This is a genomic window from Jatrophihabitans telluris (assembly GCF_023516435.1).
GTDB lineage: Bacteria > Actinomycetota > Actinomycetes > Mycobacteriales > Jatrophihabitantaceae > Jatrophihabitans_A > Jatrophihabitans_A telluris.
Window position 1 is genome coordinate 910568 of sequence record NZ_CP097332.1, and the last position, 18513, is coordinate 929080.

Annotated in this window: 17 protein-coding genes; 9 read left to right on the forward strand and 8 right to left on the reverse strand. The window is 65.5% G+C overall.

The window, feature by feature from the left end:
- Positions 1-1280 precede the first annotated feature (1280 nt).
- Together M6D93_RS04455 and M6D93_RS04460 are read right to left on the reverse strand one after the other, a co-directional pair.
- A complete protein-coding gene (locus M6D93_RS04455) occupies positions 1281-1532 on the reverse strand; it encodes a hypothetical protein (protein WP_249773155.1) in 252 nt (83 codons plus the stop codon).
- Between the two features lie 9 nt (positions 1533-1541).
- Complete coding sequence (locus M6D93_RS04460) at positions 1542-2021, reverse strand: hypothetical protein (RefSeq protein WP_249773156.1); 480 nt, start codon at positions 2019-2021, stop codon at positions 1542-1544.
- A gap of 103 nt (positions 2022-2124) precedes the next feature.
- Here M6D93_RS04460 and M6D93_RS04465 point away from each other — a divergent pair, with 103 nt between their 5' ends.
- Positions 2125-2757 (forward strand): DUF4304 domain-containing protein, encoded by a 633-nt coding sequence (locus M6D93_RS04465; protein ID WP_249773157.1) that lies wholly within the window; start codon positions 2125-2127, stop codon positions 2755-2757.
- A 731-nt stretch (positions 2758-3488) separates the two neighbouring features.
- Here M6D93_RS04465 and M6D93_RS04470 read toward each other — a convergent pair.
- Both M6D93_RS04470 and M6D93_RS04475 read right to left on the reverse strand, forming a co-directional pair.
- The gene (locus tag M6D93_RS04470; RefSeq protein ID WP_249773158.1) at positions 3489-3860 is read right to left on the reverse strand and encodes a hypothetical protein; all 372 of its coding nucleotides are present in this window, start codon (positions 3858-3860) and stop codon (positions 3489-3491) included.
- Positions 3861-3940: 80 nt separating this feature from the next.
- A complete protein-coding gene (locus tag M6D93_RS04475; RefSeq protein ID WP_249773159.1) occupies positions 3941-4315 on the reverse strand; it encodes a hypothetical protein in 375 nt (124 codons plus the stop codon).
- 879 nt (positions 4316-5194) lie between these two features.
- Between M6D93_RS04475 and M6D93_RS04480 the strand changes: the two genes are divergently transcribed.
- On the forward strand, positions 5195-5503 hold the full coding sequence (locus tag M6D93_RS04480) for a hypothetical protein (RefSeq protein ID WP_249773160.1): 309 nt from the start codon (positions 5195-5197) through the stop codon (positions 5501-5503).
- 439 nt (positions 5504-5942) lie between these two features.
- Positions 5943-6254 (forward strand): hypothetical protein, encoded by a 312-nt coding sequence (locus M6D93_RS04485; RefSeq protein WP_249773161.1) that lies wholly within the window; start codon positions 5943-5945, stop codon positions 6252-6254.
- 1623 nt (positions 6255-7877) lie between these two features.
- On the opposite strand, the gene M6D93_RS04490 is transcribed toward M6D93_RS04485, so the two are convergent.
- Complete coding sequence (locus M6D93_RS04490) at positions 7878-8096, reverse strand: hypothetical protein (protein ID WP_249773162.1); 219 nt, start codon at positions 8094-8096, stop codon at positions 7878-7880.
- 648 nt (positions 8097-8744) lie between these two features.
- Here M6D93_RS04490 and M6D93_RS04495 point away from each other — a divergent pair.
- From M6D93_RS04495 to M6D93_RS04505, 3 genes are all read left to right on the forward strand, one after another.
- Positions 8745-10691 (forward strand): hypothetical protein, encoded by a 1947-nt coding sequence (locus tag M6D93_RS04495; RefSeq protein ID WP_249773163.1) that lies wholly within the window; start codon positions 8745-8747, stop codon positions 10689-10691.
- A 387-nt stretch (positions 10692-11078) separates the two neighbouring features.
- Positions 11079-12347 (forward strand): hypothetical protein, encoded by a 1269-nt coding sequence (locus M6D93_RS04500; protein WP_249773164.1) that lies wholly within the window; start codon positions 11079-11081, stop codon positions 12345-12347.
- A 135-nt stretch (positions 12348-12482) separates the two neighbouring features.
- Complete coding sequence (locus tag M6D93_RS04505) at positions 12483-12953, forward strand: GNAT family N-acetyltransferase (protein ID WP_249773165.1); 471 nt, start codon at positions 12483-12485, stop codon at positions 12951-12953.
- A gap of 324 nt (positions 12954-13277) precedes the next feature.
- Here the strand turns inward: M6D93_RS04505 and M6D93_RS04510 are convergent, their stop codons facing one another.
- A complete protein-coding gene (locus M6D93_RS04510) occupies positions 13278-14747 on the reverse strand; it encodes a cation:proton antiporter domain-containing protein (protein WP_249773166.1) in 1470 nt (489 codons plus the stop codon).
- Positions 14748-15138: 391 nt separating this feature from the next.
- Positions 15139-16299, reverse strand: coding sequence for a lactonase family protein (locus M6D93_RS04515; RefSeq protein WP_249773167.1), 1161 nt, complete (start codon positions 16297-16299; stop codon positions 15139-15141).
- A 160-nt stretch (positions 16300-16459) separates the two neighbouring features.
- Here M6D93_RS04515 and M6D93_RS04520 point away from each other — a divergent pair, with 160 nt between their 5' ends.
- The 3 genes from M6D93_RS04520 to M6D93_RS04530 all read left to right on the forward strand — a co-directional run bounded on the left by M6D93_RS04520 (position 16460) and on the right by M6D93_RS04530 (position 17966).
- Entirely contained in the window at positions 16460-17065 is a 606-nt protein-coding gene (locus tag M6D93_RS04520) for an RNA polymerase sigma factor (RefSeq protein ID WP_249773168.1), read from the forward strand.
- Positions 17062-17316 (forward strand): anti-sigma factor family protein, encoded by a 255-nt coding sequence (locus tag M6D93_RS04525; RefSeq protein WP_249773169.1) that lies wholly within the window; start codon positions 17062-17064, stop codon positions 17314-17316. The genes M6D93_RS04520 and M6D93_RS04525 overlap by 4 nt, the downstream gene beginning before the upstream one ends.
- Before the next feature lie 98 nt (positions 17317-17414).
- The gene (locus M6D93_RS04530; RefSeq protein ID WP_283818637.1) at positions 17415-17966 is read left to right on the forward strand and encodes a dihydrofolate reductase family protein; all 552 of its coding nucleotides are present in this window, start codon (positions 17415-17417) and stop codon (positions 17964-17966) included.
- Between the two features lie 36 nt (positions 17967-18002).
- Here the strand turns inward: M6D93_RS04530 and M6D93_RS04535 are convergent, their stop codons facing one another.
- Positions 18003-18440 carry a VOC family protein gene (locus M6D93_RS04535; RefSeq protein WP_249773171.1) on the reverse strand — a complete coding sequence of 146 codons (438 nt, stop codon included), beginning with the start codon at positions 18438-18440 and terminating at the stop codon, positions 18003-18005.
- Between the last annotated feature and the right edge of the window lie 73 nt (positions 18441-18513).

The following is an 18513-nucleotide window of genomic DNA, read 5'->3' on the forward strand; positions in this document are numbered from 1 at the left end:
ACTCACGACGGGGATGACCCCGTTTAGTTTGAAGAAGCGCATCGACGTCTCAGCGCGCTCCGTTGGTGACAGCGTAGGTTCGGTCGTTACGGTGGTGTCCGCGTCACCTCAGTTGTTCGACTGGGGCGAGAACCGCCGGGTGGTGACGGACATCCGCCGTGAGCTACAAGGTTGAGGATTTAACATGACGCGGGCCCTGGTGGGTCGTAGACGTTTCTCGGGCTGATGGCTTGAAATGATGGTCGCTCTGATAGCCCTGAGGAGAGCTCTTGAGCGAGACGCGGAGTACCGGGACGTTCACTCCGGAGCAGAAGATCGAGATCGTGTTGGCGAATGGGTTGCGCTCGCGTCCCGAAGCTGACCACAGCCCAGCGCACATGCCGCAGTGAGGGGCCTCCCTTCAGAGCGGGGCCACGTCCACTGATCTGCCTTCGTCATAGCGCGGCTCATCAGGTTGGTGCCCGGTCCGGCGACGAGGCGTCCACCACAAATTGCCCTACGGTCTCAAAGCCCAACGGGCGGGTCTGCCGGCGCCAGCATCTTCTGGATTCACAGTCGAAGGGCTGTTCATCCAACTTGTCTGAGCCCCTGCAAGCCGGATGGCTCCGTGAAGCGCGCGTCCGCTCATGCCGATGACAGTGCGGTGCAATGAGGTACTGTGCCCACCGCACACAGAATTGGGGTCGGTCCAGCTCATGAGGTTCGACGACTTGCCGCAGGACGTTCGCACGCGGGTCGTCGCGCTCGCAAAGCGTGGAGCCTTGCACGATGATGCGCAGGTCGCAGACGCGAGCGTTGTGTGGGCGCGCGAACAGCGGTCACCGGGCGGCCGTGTCGCGGCCGGCGTAGGTGTGGCGATTGACTTCGTCATCTCCGGCCTGCTGGGCGGGGGAGGCGTGTCAACAGGCATATCCCTCTCGAAGCAGCGTGCGGCCAAGGCAATTCTTCGGGCTGCCGGGGAGTAGCCGCCGCGCGAGGATCTGCCGCGCGGATCGTTACGCGCGGCGTCGCCTCACATCGGATGCGCAGGCCAACCAGTCAGGCCATGCTGCCGGTTCGGTCGGCTCTCCGTCCGGCATCAACTGAAGATCGCCAAGCAGCGTGATGAGGTCGTCGCCCACCCGCTCCGCGTATCTGTTGAGGAACATAGACATTGCGTCGAATGCTTCGCGGTCGCTGAGACCGCCGGGCTGGGGCACACGAACTAATTGTGCGCAACAGCCGGACCCAACTGCCCTGACATGCCGCGGATAGTGCGCGCCCTGCCGGTGAGCGAGTGTCTACGGCTCGTCCAGCGCGAGTTCCAACGCGTACTGCTGCGGACCAGGCACGGACTCTCGAAAGCAGGAGACGTGGCAGAAGAACTGGTGGCCCTCGATATGCGGAGAGTTGTCAAGCCAGTGGCCTGGTGCGACTTGGAAAGCTCCGTCGCGCTTGGCCAGAAAGAGGAAGGCAGCGCCATCCGGGTCCTCGTCGGTGCGCCTGCCACACCAGATGCATGACGTCGGGTTGTCTGGTGCGGGTCGGGCCATGCACTCAGGCTAGTGGCGCTGGGTGCGCCCGCCTCGGGCACCGCTCGACATCCGCAAATGCCGCGTTGACGGTCCTTCGGACGATGCGCAGATGCCGATGACAGCGCATGCCCAGCGATCGGTCACCAGGCGGGAACGGTAAGTCGCGTGCGATTCGACCCAGGCACCTGTTGGTCGCTCAGCCCAGGGCTTGTCCTCGGGTTCGAACTCGCAGAGCTCGACGTGAACCGTTCCCGTGGACTCCCACTCCTGTCCCACGTACCGGGGTTCCAGGACAAGGTACGAGCCGGTCCGCGACTCGCGCTTGCCCTTGACGTCCCCACTGGCGGTCAACGGTTGGTCGAGCAGGACCACGCACGCCGGCAGTCGGTTCTGCTCGGGTATGAGCTTCGCGACCACCCCAGCGACCTCCGAGCGACCCCCAAGCCAATCGGGTTCGAACTCGTAGCCGCCGCTCACCGCAATGCGATCACCAGTGGTCGGAAGCACGTTCACATCGTCTCAGACGCTCAATCGGACGCCCGCTTCTGCCGCATGGTGCGCGGTCGTGCCGATGTGCGTGCGCCGAGCCGGCGCATGGGATTGTTACGTCGTGACTGCTCCAGAGGCGCTGAAGAGCGCGCTGCGAGACCGCCTAGGCCCGGCGCTGCGGGCGGCTGGCTTCAAGGGCTCTGCGCCGACGTGGGTCCTGGGCAGCCCTACCGAGGACCGGGCCATCGTCAATGTTCAGTCGTCCGACTCGTCCTCAAGGGCGGAAACCCTGTTCACGGTCAACCTGGCCGTCGTGCCCCGCGCATGGTGGCGATGGGAGAGCCACAAGCTAGGTAAGACCGAGAACCGCACGGTCAAGGAGTACGACGGCCTGTGGCGTGAGCGGCTGCGCGCTCGTCAGCAGCAGGCACTGGGCCGACCTGAATGGTGGTCGGTCACTGACCAAGCGTCGGCGCACCACGCGGTCGATGACGTTGTCGCACAGATGGAGAACGGGGCAACCGCTCACCTTCGGGCTTTGGTTGAGCCGGGAGCCATGTTGGCTGCCGCCCGCACCGGCCGACTCGGACACGTCATCTTTGATACCCGTGGCGCGGTTGCCGTGCTGCTGACCGAGAATGGTGCGAGCGGCGAGCTGTTCGCACTTCTCGACGAACTCGAAACACTCGGAGACGCTCGAATGCGCTCGATCTTCTGGCCGATGGCCCAATGGTGTCGCGAGGCCGTCCGGTAGCTAAGTCAGAACCATCCGATCATGCCGCTGGTCGGGCGCGGAGAGATAGCGTCCGACTTTGCCGCTGGTCGGGCGCGGAGAGATAGCGTCCGACTTTGCCGCTGGTCGGCGCGGTAGACATAGCGTCCGACTTTGCCGCTGGTCGGGCGCGGTAGACATAGCGTCCGACTTTGCCGCTGGTCGGCGCGGTAGACATAGCGTCCGACTTTGCCGCTGGTCGGCGCGGTAGACATAGCGTCCGACTCTGCCGCTGGTCGGCGCGGTAGACATAGCGTCCGACTCTGCCGCTGGTCGGGCGCGGTAGACATAGCGTCCGACTCTGCCGCTGGTCGGGCGCGGTAGACATAGCGTCCGACTTTGCCGCTGGTCGGGCGCGGAAGACATAGCGTCCGACTCTGCCGCTGGTCGGGCGCGGAAGACATAGCGTCCGACTCTGCCGCTGGTCGGGCGCGGAAGACATAGCGTCCGACTCTGCCGCTGGTCGGGCGCGGTAGACATAGCGTCCGACTCTGCCGCTGGTCGGGCGCGGTAGACATAGCGTCCGACTCTGCCGCTGGTCGGGCGCGGAAGACATAGCGTCCGACTCTGCCGCTGGTCGGGCGCGGAGAGATAGCGTCCGACTTTCCGCTGGTCGGGCGCGGAGAGATAGCGTCCGACTTTGCCGCTGGGCGGGTCGCTACGCTCGACTGCATCTGCCGCTCACAGTGCGCGGGTATGCCGAATAGGGCGAGTCAGTTGAAATAGCTGATGTGCGGGTCGCACGGCTCGGTCGAGGACACAAGCAAGCGGGCGTTGTCGGGTTTCGACTTGAAGTTGATGAGGAGGCAGCCGAGTTGCTTTCCGGAGGACACTTCGACATGCATCTGCTCTGGAACATCGTTTATGTCTGCCAAGATCGACGCCGATTGGCCGGGCAACAGCCTCGCAACGTCTGTTCTGGACAGGTGATAGTTCCAGAGCACCACGGCGGTCTGGGTGTCATTGATGAACTTGATGTAGTAATCCTGCTCGCCGTCCCATTGGGCACCGCAGGCGCTCAGCAAGGTCGCGCACGCGACGGCGGCAGCGAGGCGAGGCGCCGCGCCACAACGAGCGAACACCACCTCGAACTTCGTTTCACACGCTGACCTTACCCGGGTGCGCCCTGCCGACCTCGGCTCGGCAATGTCCGCAATTGCCGCAGTCAGTGGATGTCGATTGCTGCGCGAAGTTCGGCACCTGAGGTGACGACCACAATGCCTTCGCCCAGCCCCTCGGGTCGCTGCTCTCGTTGGCTTGGGCCAGTTACGCAGATTGGCCCATCGATCGGGAGGATTACCCAGTTTGCGGACTTAGCGCCGGTCACGAGGAGGTCCCATGGGTCCGTCCCGGAGATGTGGTTGGCCATCATCCCGTCGTCGCTGAGGTAGATGTCGGCTGCTCCGTCGCCGATCTCGATGCGCAGGAACGCTCCCCTACGTTCCGCGATGTGGGGTGCCAACACCGCGAGCATTTCCGATCGACGGCTCCCTGCAGACTCCCCAGCGATGAAGCCCTGGAAGAACAAGTCATAGGACACGCGCCCAGCCTCCCATAGGCCCACCGCCGTCGCACGCACATGCCGCAGTGAGGGGCCTCCCTTCGGAACGGGCCCCCCTCCAGTGATCTGCCTTCGTCTTGGCGCGGCTCATAAGGTTGGTGCCCGGTCCGGCGACGAGGCCTCCGCAACAAATTGCGCCACGGTATCGCTGCCTGATGTGCGGCATGGCGTGCTGGCGAAAACCGCGTCTTGTGTGAACAGGCGCAGAGGCCATCCTCCACCTGACGGCGAGTCTCTTCAGCCATACACCCCCGTGAGGCTCGGTTCGCGCATGCCGGCGCTCTGCGGTCCCCACATGGCTCAGGAGACCGGACTGCCCTCGGCCCCCGACGTCGCTTGCCGTGAGGTGGGCGTGTGGAAGGACACGGCAGTGGCACTAACAGTCGTCAACCAATAATCGCAACGAATCTGTGTGCGCTGTCGCGCTGTTACTTGCGTTGATCGGCGGGATCATGCTTTCAAGCGGCGAAGATTGCGGCCACTATCTGATCGTTGCCGCCATTCCCATCGGTGTGGCCGGAGGAGCGATCGGGCGCAGCGAGCCTCGCCGAGCTAGATTGAGTTTAGATAGGTGGTGGCGGTCGTTCCTACTCGAAGCGAGGCCAACGATGACGGTGGATGCGAGCGCTCGGTGCCCGCACTGCGGGAGTAGCCAGTGGGAACGCCAGCAGGTACTCGCGAACGGGTACTACGTTTCGCTTAATGCCAGGTGTAGCGACTGCGGGACGGTCTGGGCGCTGCCCACGATTGAAGCCCGCGAGCGGCAGTCCGCCGAGACGACAGCTAGAGCGTTTGACGAGGTAGAACGTCGCAACCGCGAACTCGCTGCGCACTTCAACGACTCCCGAAGCAAGGCCGGTGAATGATCCGCTCATGCCGCTGGTTGAGCGCGGAAGAGACAGCGTGCGACTCTGCGGCGATCCGCTCGCGCCGGATGACGGATGTAACGGAAGGATTGACGTTATGCCGCCCAAGCCGCGATATCGACTCACCGCCCGTTCTGTAGCACTCACCCGTGCCGGATGGACGATCTGTGTTGTCGCCCTGCTCCTTGCCCTGGCAGGGATCGCTCTCGCGATCGGCGGCAGTCGCATAGGTGGCACGCTTATGGTCCTGGCGGGCATGACGATCGCGCTGACTGCGTTTCTGGCCTTGGGTAAGGAGTGAATTGCCGAGTAGCGCGCTCGCACGCGTCTGCCGCTCGTCGGTCGCGGCGCTGTGAACGCCCGATCATGCCGCTGGCCGGGCTCGGCCCCCTCCAGTGATCTGCCTTCGTCATGGCGCGGCTCATCAGGCCGGTGCCCGGTCCGGCGACGAGGCGCGCGTAACAAGTTGCCCTACGGTTTCGCTGGCTTTTGTAGGCATGAACCGCTCGGCCGAACCGTCTGTGAGGGCGAACAGCTGCGCGCGCGGCTCGATACTCCACCGCTTCCAGAACCAAGGCCGACACGATCCAGCCTCGCTCCGTCGCTCCGTCGCTCCGTCGCTCCGTCGCTCCGTCGCTCCGTCGCTCCGTCGCTCCGTCGCTCGGAGTACGGTTACGCGGTGCGCGATCTCCCGGTAACCGTGACCCACGACATTGCCGGTCGATTCAGAGGGATGGCGAATGCTTGACGGAACCCCGGCGTCCGAGATCAGATGCGATCGCCAGACTGGCATATTCGGCGCGTTGCGTCGCCTGACGGTCTTCGTAGACGAGGTGGCGGTCGCGAAGATCGGACTCCGGAAAATGAGGGCACGCGTGAAGGTCGAACCTGGCAGCCACAAGGTGCGCGTCGCGAGCGGCTCCGCGTCCAGCGGCACCTTGAACGTCGACGTACCGACCGGGGCCGAGGTCCGATTGGTCGTCCTTCCTGGGGTGAGGCCAGCGGGCACCGAATATGACAAGTCAACGTTTTACACGCTAGAAGAGTTGTAGGTACGGTGACGAGCGACGAACCCAAGCACACCGGCGGGAAAGAGCTGAGGGAGCGACGCGAGGACCGCCGCAGGGAGATGCTCAGATTTTTCCTAGCCGCCATGACTTTGGCATGTTTCGGTCTTGCCAAATTTGCCACCTCCGGCACGTCTGCCGTCAGCCTCGCGTTGTTTGTGCTCGGGTGCATTTCCGGTTTGATCCTGATAGGGCTTCTTTGGTCTAAGCGGGGAGAACGCGATCCAAACAGGTAGGGCAATGGGGCAGCCGCGTTCTTTGGCGACGAGGCGTCCGCAACGCATTACCCCACGGCCTCACCGTTCAATCCAATGCGACCGCCGCTGGCGTAAACGGGTTCGAGGCAAAGAGCCATGGGCGCACGTCCAGTCCAGCGCCGGCCTGCCGACGGCGCGCACTCAGCCCGTTTTACGTGGACGGAGTCGGTGGTGAGCAGACTCGACAACGGGCGCACCGGCCCTCCGACCACGAAACCAACGACGACGTCAGCGGGCCGCGTGCCAAGGAAGAGTGCGACACCTCCGAACGCGACGACGATTGAGGCGAGTCCAACCGTCACCCACGGAGGGGAAAGCGTGCGAGCCCACCTTGCCGAGTCTTTGGCTAAGGAGTACGCGCCCGCCCCCACAAAGCGAAGGTGAGGAAGGCCCACAAGCTCACTCGAAGAACTCCCCGTGTCGACCCGGTTATAGGAACGCGCTCGTTTCCAACCTAAGCTAGAACGCCACGGGCTGCGTGGCAAAACGATCATGCCACGGTCTGGCCCACTGCGCCTATACCGGCATGTCCCTCCTGGGGGTTACTCGCGCGTTTCGACGTTGTGTCCGAGGGGTGGGATGCAGGAACCTATACGGCCGAACGAGAAGATGGATGAGAAGCCGAAGAGCGTTCGCGGCCCGTCAGCTGAAAGGGCGACGAGGGCGTCCGCAACAAATTGCCCTACGGTTCATCGCCGGAATGTGTGGCTTGGTGCTGGGGGTCCCCCGGGTGCGTACGCTAAGCCAACATATGCCGGTAAGGAGCCTCTTATGGCCCGCGCTCGTCGTACCTACGGGTCTGACCCTCGGCCGCTCGCAGTTTCAGCGCTTGCGGGTGCCGGGGCCGCGGCGGCCGCCATCTTGCTTCCAGAAAAGTCACCTGCGGTATCCGTCCTCGTGGTCGTTGTCATCGCCGCGGCGGCCTTTGCGTTTGCCCGCTCGAAGGTTCCGCCGTGGCGAGGCTTTCCGGAAGGGCTCCGGGAGTTTGCGCCGTCATGGTTTTGGCGGCTCTCATCACGATCTTGGTGGCGCTGGCCGTACGGGTCCTGCGATGAGTCACTGAGGTAAGGGTGCGGTGCGTCGCGGACTAGGTCGAAGGAAGTCCCGTGTGGACAAGGGTCTTGCGACCCAACCAGCCCAGTCGGATGTTCAACGTCCGACTCACCGAAGAACAGTTCGCCGAACTACAAGCCGAAGCAGGACGTCGCCACCTCCCGGTTTCGAATATGGCGCGGGCATGGCTGCTCGACCGACTCGACCACGAACGCCACGCCAGCTGACCCATAGGGATTGATCTGCGCGAACAGCGCACGCCCGCTCGGGCCGGCATAGACGCGATCACCTCGACGGTTCAACCGCGTGAGCGACTCAGAATGTAGGTCGGGAAGAAGAAGATCCAAAGGACGAGGCAAGCCGCTAGCCATGCGACCGGCGTCTCAATCGTGAGGTTGCCGATCTTGATGAACACGGGCGACCCTGAAGCAACGCACCTCTTTGCGTCGAAGTACACCCAGAGATCCGTGGCGACCACGAGCACCAGCAAGACGAGGGGAGCCAGCCAAGCCGTCATGTCCCTGACCCTAGGCCCACCGCCCGAGCCCTCCGACGCCACCTAATCACTGCGCGCGTGCGACCTGACGGATTCAGCTGCGTAGGTCGGTTGTCAGGTGCCCTCTTCGCAGATCGATGGATTTCGCGTGAACCGTACGCTGTCCGCGGCCGATGGGTGCGTGCGAGGCCAGGGCGACGCGGACTGGATCGGCCCCGCTAGCGGGCGATTCGCTGCCCGCTGAGTCCACGAACGTGACGCGGCAGTCCGCCGCTAAGAGGACATCATCTGCGTGTGGGCGATGCCTGCATGACCGGGGGCCGATTTCCGACTCAGCACAAGTCGCGGTTCGCCATCGGCAAGCACATCGCGAACCGGCTGGTGCACGACGGTGAACAGTGCCACCCCTTGACCCGGACCAAGACCGCCCACGAGATCCTGCCGCACGCCACCCGTGAACGAGATTCAGTTGCGCGACACCAGTGGCATGTCACCGCAATCTTGTTCCGCGAGAGACGGCGGCTGCACGTCTAGATCAAAAGCGGACGTCTCCCACAGTCGTCCCACGATCGGTGCTACGACAACGAAGTCGTACCGGGCCGGTCGCGTATCACGGAGTCTGCTCCGCGGCTCCTCACAGTCGACATCGTTTCGATCGCAGGGGGAATCATGGCAGCGCAGAAGAAGGATGACGGATTGGTTCCGTTGCAGGTGGAGGTCACGGTCGCCGGGACCGACGCCGACGCGACGGTCCGCGCGTACCTGTTCGACAGCGCCGGCCGGGTGGTCGACTCTGCGTTGGTGGGGAACGATCTGTCGTTCCGCGTCGATCCGAAACGCCGTTACCGGGTCACGGTCGGGCCTGATCTGTCCGTCGACGAGCATGTACCTGCCGATGCCGCAGCCCTGCTGAGGGCTGCCGGCGCGATCAGCCGCGACGTTGCGCCCGCGTACGCGCCCGGCACGGTGTCGTTGCGGATCGAGGAATCGCTACGCCTGCTTTGGATCTTTCGCTGCATCACGATCCACGGCACCGTCCGCAAGCACCTCAACCCTGGCGGCACGCCCCCGGCCTACGCCCCGATCTGCGCTGGCACCGTCCAGGTGTTCACGATCGATCTCGCTGCCAGTCTGGACAACCTCAGCGACGCGCAGGTGCTCAACATTGGCCAGACCGTGCTCGCCCGAATGTTGGGCGTCGAGATCTCCGACCTGCTCTCCTTCGATTGGAGCGACTTCGCGCGGCTCTCGGCCCTCAGCGCCGGCCTCTATCCACTGACCGGCAACGCGCTTCGGGCCTACCTCGTCGCGCACCGCGCCGAGCTCGCCACCTTCATGTGTGAGGTGATCCCCGAATGGGCGATCTCTTACCAGCAACTTCCGGACGCGACGATCCAGCCCGACGGCTCGTTCTCTCTCACGTACTGCTTCTTCGTGTGGCAGACACCCATCGACGTCTACTTCGAGGTCGTGCAGACCATCGACGGGCAGACCCGGGAGGTCGCCGATCCCGACATCCTGTGCACCACGATCTGGAACTACGACGGCTCGCAGAGCGCGGTCATCACAGTCGAGGACCCCTCGGCCATCGCCTGCAACCCGACCCAGACCGGGCCCGGGTACCTCTACGTCTGGCCGACCGCGATCGGCAACGTCGACCTGCGCCAGATCGACGGCCTGGAGACCCCTTCGGGCACGGGCCTGTTGCCCGGTGACACCCCGTTCGGCGGGACCCTGTCGCTGCAGACGCAATTCGACCCGAACCTGCAGAGCAACGGCATCAGCTACTACCGCTGGTCCTACCGCTTCGACGGCGACCCCACCTTCACCGAGATCAGCACGCCCGTGACGCACCGATGGATGCAGGAGACTCTCAGCGGCGGCGTGATCACGATCCATCTGAACTCCGTCGCGCTGGGTCCGAACCTCGTCGGGTCGGAGAGCAACCTTTACGCCATCCCGGATCCGAACCTGCCGTGGGTGAACATCAATGACCCTGCCGACCGTCCCTTCGCCTACTTCGACAGCACCACGGGCGCGCCGGGACGCGCCGGGATGGTCACGCTACGGATGGAGATGTTCGACGCTGCTGGGACCCATGTCGCGGCCGGCAACGCCGGGCACGGTGGCCCGTTCAGCTACCTGCTTCCCGACCTGAGCGCAACCGCAGCCGACTACACGGACGCGCCGGGGAACAACATCGACACCAACGGCGATCTGGTGTTCCGCATCCAGGTGGACAACCGCCGCTGCACTGCCGCCCTGGGCGACGTTCAGGCCAGCGGCAACACTGCCGACGACTGCGGGATGCTGCATTACACCAACGCCAACGACACGGTGTCGGTCGCCTATGCCGCGACCCAGCCCGGCAACTTCATCGACTGGTCGCTGTCGATAAGCCGGGGCTCGCACGGCGTCGTCGCCACAGCAGGCGGCGCAACCAGCGCGCCCGTCGGCTCGCACCTCGACCGCACCGCCGCCCAGCTCGCGGGCAGCTGCATCCAGGCCGCATTCGCCACGAACCTGTCCGCCCTTGCGCGCGCCACCGACGGCTACGCCCGTCAATCCCAATACGACGCCGGTGCGACCGGCGCCTTCGCACTGCTTCACCCCTGAGGACGGGCGCCAGTGACCCGGCCGGGACGCCGGCCGGGCACTCCAACGGCTCGTCCCTCGACGTCTGAGAGCGGCCTTTCTGTTGGCCGGCGGGCGTCGTTGCTGGCCAAACGAGCCCGGACCTCGCCACCGCCCACGTCGCGACCGCTGTCTCCCGGTTCCCGGAAGCTCGATGTGCGCGTTCGGCCGCGTCGACGATCATGCTCGCTACCGACGGTTAGGCGTGGGCGTCGATAGGGCACCCTCGTTTCCGGGCGAGGACTTTGGCCTGGGTTGTCAAGGCGTCGATACAGGACAGGCTTGTGTCCTCTCCGGGTCTCGTGGTGCGCCGTGGTGAAGGTGCACACTGATTCCAGTTCGGCACCGGTTCGTCGTTGGGGGTCAGTCATGGACTCGCTGACTATTGCTTCTCCCTTGGAGTGGAGCGCACTGGGCGCGAGAGGTCTTGGAGTCATCGTCGATCCCGTCATCTTTCGGATGGGTCAGATCTTCCTAAAGGGCCGGGCCGCGGCTGGAGCCTTGGCCGAGCAGCAGTCGGCGGCCATCACCGACGACCTCGCAAGTCTTGTCACCTTCTTCGACCTACTCGTCCTGCACGAGCAACTACCGGCCTTCAACTACACCTCCACCTTCGACATCGGGCTCAACTTCGACCAGAGCCTCGGCGCCCTCCTCAATCAGGATCGACAGGTCATCGTTCCCGTCGACGTGCAGTGGCAGGCCTACAGCTCAACGAAGGCGGCGGCGATAGGCCAGTTCCGGCGGCAATTGGCCAACGGCCCGTTCCTGCCGGCGGGGACCGCGCAGGACATCTTGAACGGCATCAAACAGATCGAGTACGAGTGGGAGCCGAACCTTGAGGGCCTGCAGAACGATTTGCCCGACCCCGAGCAGGTCAGGTTGGCCCAGTTCATGGTCGGCGTTCTCGTGTTCGCCGGCTACGCCCAGCAGTCCGGGGTCCCACATGTCCTCTCACCGCGCCGTAGCCGACTGGTCGCCGCCGCCGGTCTGGGCGACGGTCGGGCGGACGATCAGGCCGAGGCCGCCATCTACCAGGAGCTCGCGCGCCGCTTCCGGCTTGCCGGCGATGGCTGGCGTGACCAGCAACTGCCGTGGACCCCATCGTTCCTGCCCTACCTTCTGTCGCGGCTGAACCCGCTGCGTGACGGCCCGGATGTGCTGCTCAGTCGAGCCTTGGACCTTCGTGACTCGCCGGCAGTGGCCAGATACCGTCGGCTGCGAGCCGCAGCCTTGAGCGGGTCCGGCGACGACTCAGCCGCAGCCCGACAGGAACTCACCGCGGCCGCAGACAGCGTCGCGAAGGCCTTGGACTCCGACCGAGGAGAGCTGGAGATGACGAGGTACCTCGCCGTCGACCTGCTGCCCAAGGCTGTCGGCGTCGTAGCCGGGGCCATGGCCGGCGGTCTCGCCGCGGGCCCACCCGGAGCGATCGCGGGCGGTCTCGCCGGCATCGTCGGCGAGGAATCGCTCAAGCCGATCCACAAGCGCCTGTTCGGCTGGGTGCTGGACCAACTCCCCTTCCACAGCGCCCGCAAGCTCCTCACCCGCGCCGTCACCAGCGACGCGGCGACCGCCGGGAAACTCGCGGCCACCATGCAGATCGTCTGGGAAACCGGCCCGCGATCTGCGACCTGAGTCAGCGACCCTGATCGACCGCGAGCCACCCACACCAGCTCACCAGCGCCGACCGTCCCGTCTGCGCCCAGGGAGGCGGGTGGCATGCCACCAATTGATGCGACATACCAGGCGCGGAACGGCTAGCGTCCGGTCGTGGCAATTTTGGATGAACGGGACGACGGGCTTAGGGCTTCCGACGATAAGTCCCAGCTGGATCTCGACCGTATCGTCGCGTGGCTCGCGGCGTCGTACTGGGCCGACGAACGCGACCGGGCGACGATCGAGCGGTCGATCGAGCATTCCTACGTCGTCGGCGTCTACACACCTACGGGCGAACACGTCGCGTTGGCGAGAGCCACGACGGACTTTGCGTCGTTCGCGTGGATCGGGGACGTCGTTGTCCACGACGACTGGCGTGGCAAGGGCATTGGCACCTGGTTGGTGCGGACACTCGTCGATGAGCTGCGCCGCAGAGGTGTGCCGCGATTCGTGCTCGGCACCCGTGACGCGCACGGCGTCTATGAGAAGGTCGGCTTCGGCCCGCTGCGTGTCGTCGAGGTCTGGATGGAGATCGACGACCGCAAGAACCGCCCGAACCCTCAGGACGTGGCATTGCGTCGCTGACCTGCAAGCGGCCGCGGCGTCGACGGCCACCTGACATCGGTCACGCGGGACCAGCATCGCTTGGGCAACTCACCGACGAAGCCAACGTTTCACCGGCCGGCATCGCCGACGGTTCGTAACGAGAACCGGGTTTGGTTCGCCGCGGCTCGGCATTCGCACCATCGATAGGGGGACCTACGGCCTGATCCCGAACGGCTTCGCGAGCGGTATCGGTGAACCGCGCGGCGATGGCGATTTCCGGAAATACTCGTAGTCGCCGGGCATGAAGGTGTGCGACCGACTGCGGTGGTGTCTGGGCGGCCCCGGACCGTCACTCCGATTGGGTCAGGTCTCGGGTTGTTCGAAGAGGTCCCGCAACTGAGCGGCGACGTCCGGGTCCGCCAGCACGAGGGCCTCGTCAGCGGCTTGCAGTTCGGTGTCCGCGCTGGCTTGCACAAGGCGGCCGTCGCGGACGACGAAGCTGACCCAGGCGCCTTCGCGAAGGCTGGACAGCTCGGCGATGGTCCTGCCATCGGCGGCGGAGCCGGATGCGACGGTCAGTCGTTGTACGCCGTCGGGTTCGTTGCGAAGTCGGACGCCCAGGCTCCAGGGTTCAGGTTCCACCGTCCGCATCGGCACCCGCAGCAGCCTGGCCGCGGTGGGAACGAGGCTGCCCTGCACGATGACCGAGAAAACTACGACGATGACGACGATTCCGTACAGCCGGCCGGCGTCGGGGAGGTGCGCGCTGAGCAGGAAGCTGCCCAGCAGGATCGGCACCGCGCCCTTGAGCCCCGCGAGTAACACGAAGGCCTTCTCAGCTCGTGCGAGCCCGGCTCCCGCCAGCAGCGGGCCGACGAGGATCGGCCGAATCACGAACGCCACCACGGCTCCTAGGGCGAGCCCGGGGATCCACACGTCACGGTGGACAAGTTCGCCCAGGTCGACGGTGAGACCCAGGACTACGAACGCGACGATCTCGCCGAGGCTGGACAGTCCGGAGTGGAAGTGTTCGATCTCGCGCTTGTAGGGGGCGCGGGCACGGCCGAGGAGGATGCCTGCGACGAAAACCGCCAGAAACCCCGACCCGTGGGCCAGGGTCGCGATGGCGAACAGGGCAAGCGCGCAGGCCGTCGTGCGCAGCGGATACAGGCCCTCACCCGGCAGGGGAACCGCCCGCATGAACCACAGGAGGGCCCTCCCGCCGACAACGCCCACGGCGCCGCCGACCGCCATTTGCAAAGCGAACTCCGAGCCGATGTGAACGAACGCGCTGGCGGACAATCCCCCGGCAGCGAGCAGGCTCGTCATCAGCGCGATCCCGACTGGATCGTTGGCGCCGGATTCGCCTTCCAAGATGGTGCCGCTGATGCCCGAGATCTCCCGCTGGCCGAGCACCGAAAACACAACCGCGGGGTCGGTCGGGGCCACCGCGGTCGCGACCAGCAGCGCCGCGTACCAGTCCAAGCCGACAGCCAGATGCAGGAACACGGCGGCCGCAGCGGCTGTGAGGAACGTTCCGGCGATCCCCACGAGTGCGATCGGGCGCGCGGCGGTGCGGAACGTTGGCCAGCCGATGCTCATGCCGCCGTCGAAGAGGATGAACACCAGCGCGACCGTCACCAGCCGTTCCACGACGTGCTCCGGCGGGGCGTGCAAAGCCGGAATGACCTTCACCGCTACGGCCGCTGCGACCAGCAGCAGGGCCGGGGCCGGCACCCGGACCCGCTGCGTCAGCCGGTTGGACAGCACGGCGGCCATGCCGACCGCCGCGGTCAACAGCAGCAGCCACGCGTAGGGGTACGTGTCAGACATGAGGCTCCTGGTCGGTGGTCGGGCACGGCAAACGTCGTTGCCGACCAGACTTCCCGGCGCACCCTGTTTCGCTGACCACCTTACGGGCTCATCGGAGCCGGTTCATCCCCTCTCGGCGGTGCATGCGTGCCTCTCGGCGGGCGTCGCGTGCCTCTCGGCGGTGCGCGCGTGCCTCTCTGCGGACGTCGCGGCGCTGCTCGTCCCAGCACTGCTTGAGTCGCGGGTCGTACTTGGTGCCGGTGAAGGGGTGCCCCGGGGTGTCGGGCGGTCCGAACAGGGCAAGGGCAATAGCGTGCAAGCGCCCGAGCGGCATTAGCGGCGGTTGTGCTGGCGGTAGCGAGTGGGCGGTCATCAGTGGGGTTCCCGTCTCACCGTTGCGTGGAAGTCCATCTCAGATGACTGCGAGGCCGGTGGGGGCGCCGGACGCCGGGAGCGCGACCGGAGAGCTGGGCAGCTCGGTGAGCGTGCCTCCGTCAACGGCGAAGGTGCTGACAACGTGCCCACGGCCGCCGGTGACCGACAGGAACCTTCCGTCGGGCGACAGCCGCGCGTCGACCGCGCCGACTCCATTGGTGAACGCGGTGCTGCCAAGCAGGCTCAGCGATCCGTCGCTCAAGATCGCATAGGTCGACAGGTTCGTCGACCCGGTGTTGATCGCGAACAGGTATTTGCCGTCATGACTGATCTCCACCCAGCATGGCGCCGTCTGGAAGTCCGCAACGGGTGAGTCTCCGATCGGGGTGAGCACGCCATGCCGGCTGACCGAGAACGCGGACACGGTGCCGTTACCTGCTCCGGCGTGGGCGTTACTGACGTAGAGCTGGTTCGGGTTCGTCGGGCGGAACTCCGCGCCGATCGGGCCCAGACTCTGCGCGGGGAAGGGTGAGCCGGCCGCGGGAACCAGCCGGCCGTCCGGGCGCACGGTGAAGCTGTCGATCAGGGACGGGTTGTCTCGCGTGCCGATGAGCCGGTCTCCGGTGGAGTTGAACAGGACGTCACCGACTCCGGAACCGTCCGGCACCGCAACGGTCGTGTTCGGTAGCGGGATGAGATGGCCCTTGTTCGAAAGGCGGAAACCGGTGTAGTTGCTGCCGCCGGCACCGACATTGGCGACGTAGACCAACCCGTCGCCGTTGATGGCGATGCTCACCGGCTCGACCCCACCTGAGGGCACCGGCGACCCGACGAGCCGCAGAGCACCGCCGTGGCCGACCTTGAGGACAGAGATCTCGTTACTGCCGGCATCGACGGCGAGCAGGAACCGGTGATCGGGACTGGTCTGGATGGCGCCCTGAGAACCGAGTCCAGTACCGAGCCCGGAGCCGCCGACCGCGAACGGAGATCCCGCAATCTCTGTGAGGGATCCGTCTGCGTGCCGGTCGAATGCGGCGACCGTGTTTGCGCCGGCGGTGTTGCCGTCGATGTAGGCGTGACCGACCACACGGGAGGCGTGTGACGGATCGGCGGTCGCAGAGGCCGGCAGGCTCACAGCGAGGCCGGCCCCGGCGGCGAGCATGATGCCGCAGGCGGGCAGAGCGAGACGGTTGTACATGGTGGACTCCCTGGAAGACGGTGAGGCGCGGATGCTGACCTGGTTCAGTCACCCGATGTCGTCCGCCGTTACAGCCGAACACCCTTTCAGCGCGGCTTGTTCTTGATTCGTAAGGACTTCACCCGGAGTCGATCGACCCGCGTGGACCTAGGCTCGAATGGTGCGAGCGGGCAGTTTCGACACCGACTCCGAGCTCGTCGATCGGTTACGCGCCGGCGACGAGGTCGCCTTCATGGACCTCGTCGGGCGGTACCAGCCACAGTTGATCAGACTCGCCCGCAGCTTTGTCACTCGCGCCGAGACCGCCGAGGACGTCGTTCAGGAAACGTGGCTCGCCCTGCTGACCGGCATAGACCGGTTCGAGGGCCGCTCCTCGCTACGCACGTGGCTGCTGCAGATCTGCGTCAATCGTGCCCGCAGTACCGCCGTCCAGGAGCAGCGCACGCTGCCAGTCGAGCAGATCGGGCCGGTAGTGGACGCCGAACACTTCACCGAGTCAGGAGCGTGGACCTCCCCGCCGACGCCGTGGCCCGACCTCGCCGCTGACGCGGCCAGGGACGCAGAACTTGCCGCGAGGATCCGTGCTGCAGTCGAAGACCTACCCCCGATGCAGAGAGCCGTGGTGACCTTGCGCGATGTCGAGGGGCTGACCGGCGCCCAGACCTGCGCGGTACTGTCGATCACCGACGCGAACCAGCGGGTGCTGCTGCACCGAGGCCGCGAACACCTGCGCACAGTGATCACGAAGGCGGTGAGCGCGCAATGAAACGCTCTTTTCACCGCGACGAGTTGGCGTGCCGCCGGGCCGTCGAGTTGATCTCTGACTACCTCGACGAGGCGCTTGCGAGCAAGCTGCGCCGCCGACTCGAGCAGCATCTCGCCAAGTGCCCGCACTGCGCCGCGTACCTCGCCCAGATCCGCGCCGTGATCGCCGCAGTCGGACCAGCCACCGTTGATGAGATCGACCCACTCGGCCGGGACGAGTTTCGGCAGCTGTATCGCCGAACAGTGCGCTGATACCTCTTAGCAGTTCGAAGTGCCGGTGCCGAGGCTGATCGGGCTGTGGACGTCGAACAGGGCAGGGATCGGCCGAGTGTCCGGACTAGGATCCCCGCGTGCTGATCTACTCCATGAGCGTGTCGGTGGACGGCTACATCAATGACCGCGACGGGGCTTTCGGGTGGAGCGCGCCGAGCGATGAGCTGTTCGCGTTTCACCTTGCGCGCGTGCGCGATCTCGGTGCTCACCTCTGTGGCCGCCGCCTGTACGAGACCATGCTGCCGTGGGAGACCGATCCAGCGCTGCGCGCCACCGAGCTCGGGGTGGAGTTCGCCGATGCCTGGTCCGCCCTCCCCAAAGTCGTCTTCAGCCGGACGCTCGACAGCGTCCAGGGAAACGCCCGGCTCGCCGACCGATCCGTGGCAGCTGAGATTGCCGCGGCGCTCAACGGGACCGACAAGGACGTCGAAATCGGCGGCGCCGGCCTCGCCGGGGCAGCGATCACAATGGGCCTGGTCGATGAGCTGCGGATCTTCCGTGTTCCGATCGCGGTCGGCGGTGGCACACCGTACCTGCCGCCTCTCACCGGCGACATCGACTTTGACCTGATCGAGACGCAAACGTTCGGATCGCGCGTGATCTACGAACGCTACCGCCGCAGCCGCTGAGAATTTTGCGCGGTTGCTGGATGGATAGGTAGCGGCTCAGCCACCGCCGAGCTCTTGGGCAAGCATCACGATGATGCCGCTCGGGCCTCGGAGGTAGGTGAGCTTGTACATGTCCTGGTAGGTGGCCACGCCGCGCAGAGGGTGGCATCCGTGCCTGGCAGCAATCTCGAGGGCCTCGTCGAGGTCGTCGACGGAGAAGGCGACCCGGTGCATGCCGATCTCGTTGGGTCTGGTGGGCTCGGTTTCGATTGCCTCGGGATGGATGTACTCGAACAGTTCCAGCTGACCGTTGCCGTCGGCAGTCTGGAGTATCGCAATCTTCGCGTGGTTGCCGTCGAGACCGACGGCGGTGTCGGCCCATTCTCCGCTGATCGTGTCCCGGCCGATGACGCTCAGCCCGAGGTCGGTGAAGAACGCGATTGTCGCTTCAAGGTCTCGTACGGCGATGCCGACGTTCTCGAATTTGGTGAGCATGCGTCGTACGTTACCGATTTGCTACGGAGGGTCAGAGCCGTTTGCTTGACGCATACCGATATAGGCATATGAT

Bases quoted from the DNA above. Each gene is read 5' to 3' on its own strand.
- M6D93_RS04515 (WP_249773167.1), bottom strand. From the start codon at position 16,299: ATGTACAACCGTCTCGCTCTGCCCGCCTGCGGCATCATGCTCGCCGCC.
- M6D93_RS04500 (WP_249773164.1), top strand. From the start codon at position 11,079: ATGGACTCGCTGACTATTGCTTCTCCCTTGGAGTGGAGCGCACTGGGC.
- M6D93_RS04510 (WP_249773166.1), bottom strand. From the start codon at position 14,747: ATGTCTGACACGTACCCCTACGCGTGGCTGCTGCTGTTGACCGCGGCG.
- M6D93_RS04490 (WP_249773162.1), bottom strand. From the start codon at position 8,096: ATGACGGCTTGGCTGGCTCCCCTCGTCTTGCTGGTGCTCGTGGTCGCC.
- M6D93_RS04455 (WP_249773155.1), bottom strand. From the start codon at position 1,532: ATGGCCCGACCCGCACCAGACAACCCGACGTCATGCATCTGGTGTGGC.
- M6D93_RS04535 (WP_249773171.1), bottom strand. From the start codon at position 18,440: ATGCTCACCAAATTCGAGAACGTCGGCATCGCCGTACGAGACCTTGAA.
- M6D93_RS04485 (WP_249773161.1), top strand. From the start codon at position 5,943: ATGCTTGACGGAACCCCGGCGTCCGAGATCAGATGCGATCGCCAGACT.
- M6D93_RS04525 (WP_249773169.1), top strand. From the start codon at position 17,062: ATGAAACGCTCTTTTCACCGCGACGAGTTGGCGTGCCGCCGGGCCGTC.
- M6D93_RS04495 (WP_249773163.1), top strand. From the start codon at position 8,745: ATGGCAGCGCAGAAGAAGGATGACGGATTGGTTCCGTTGCAGGTGGAG.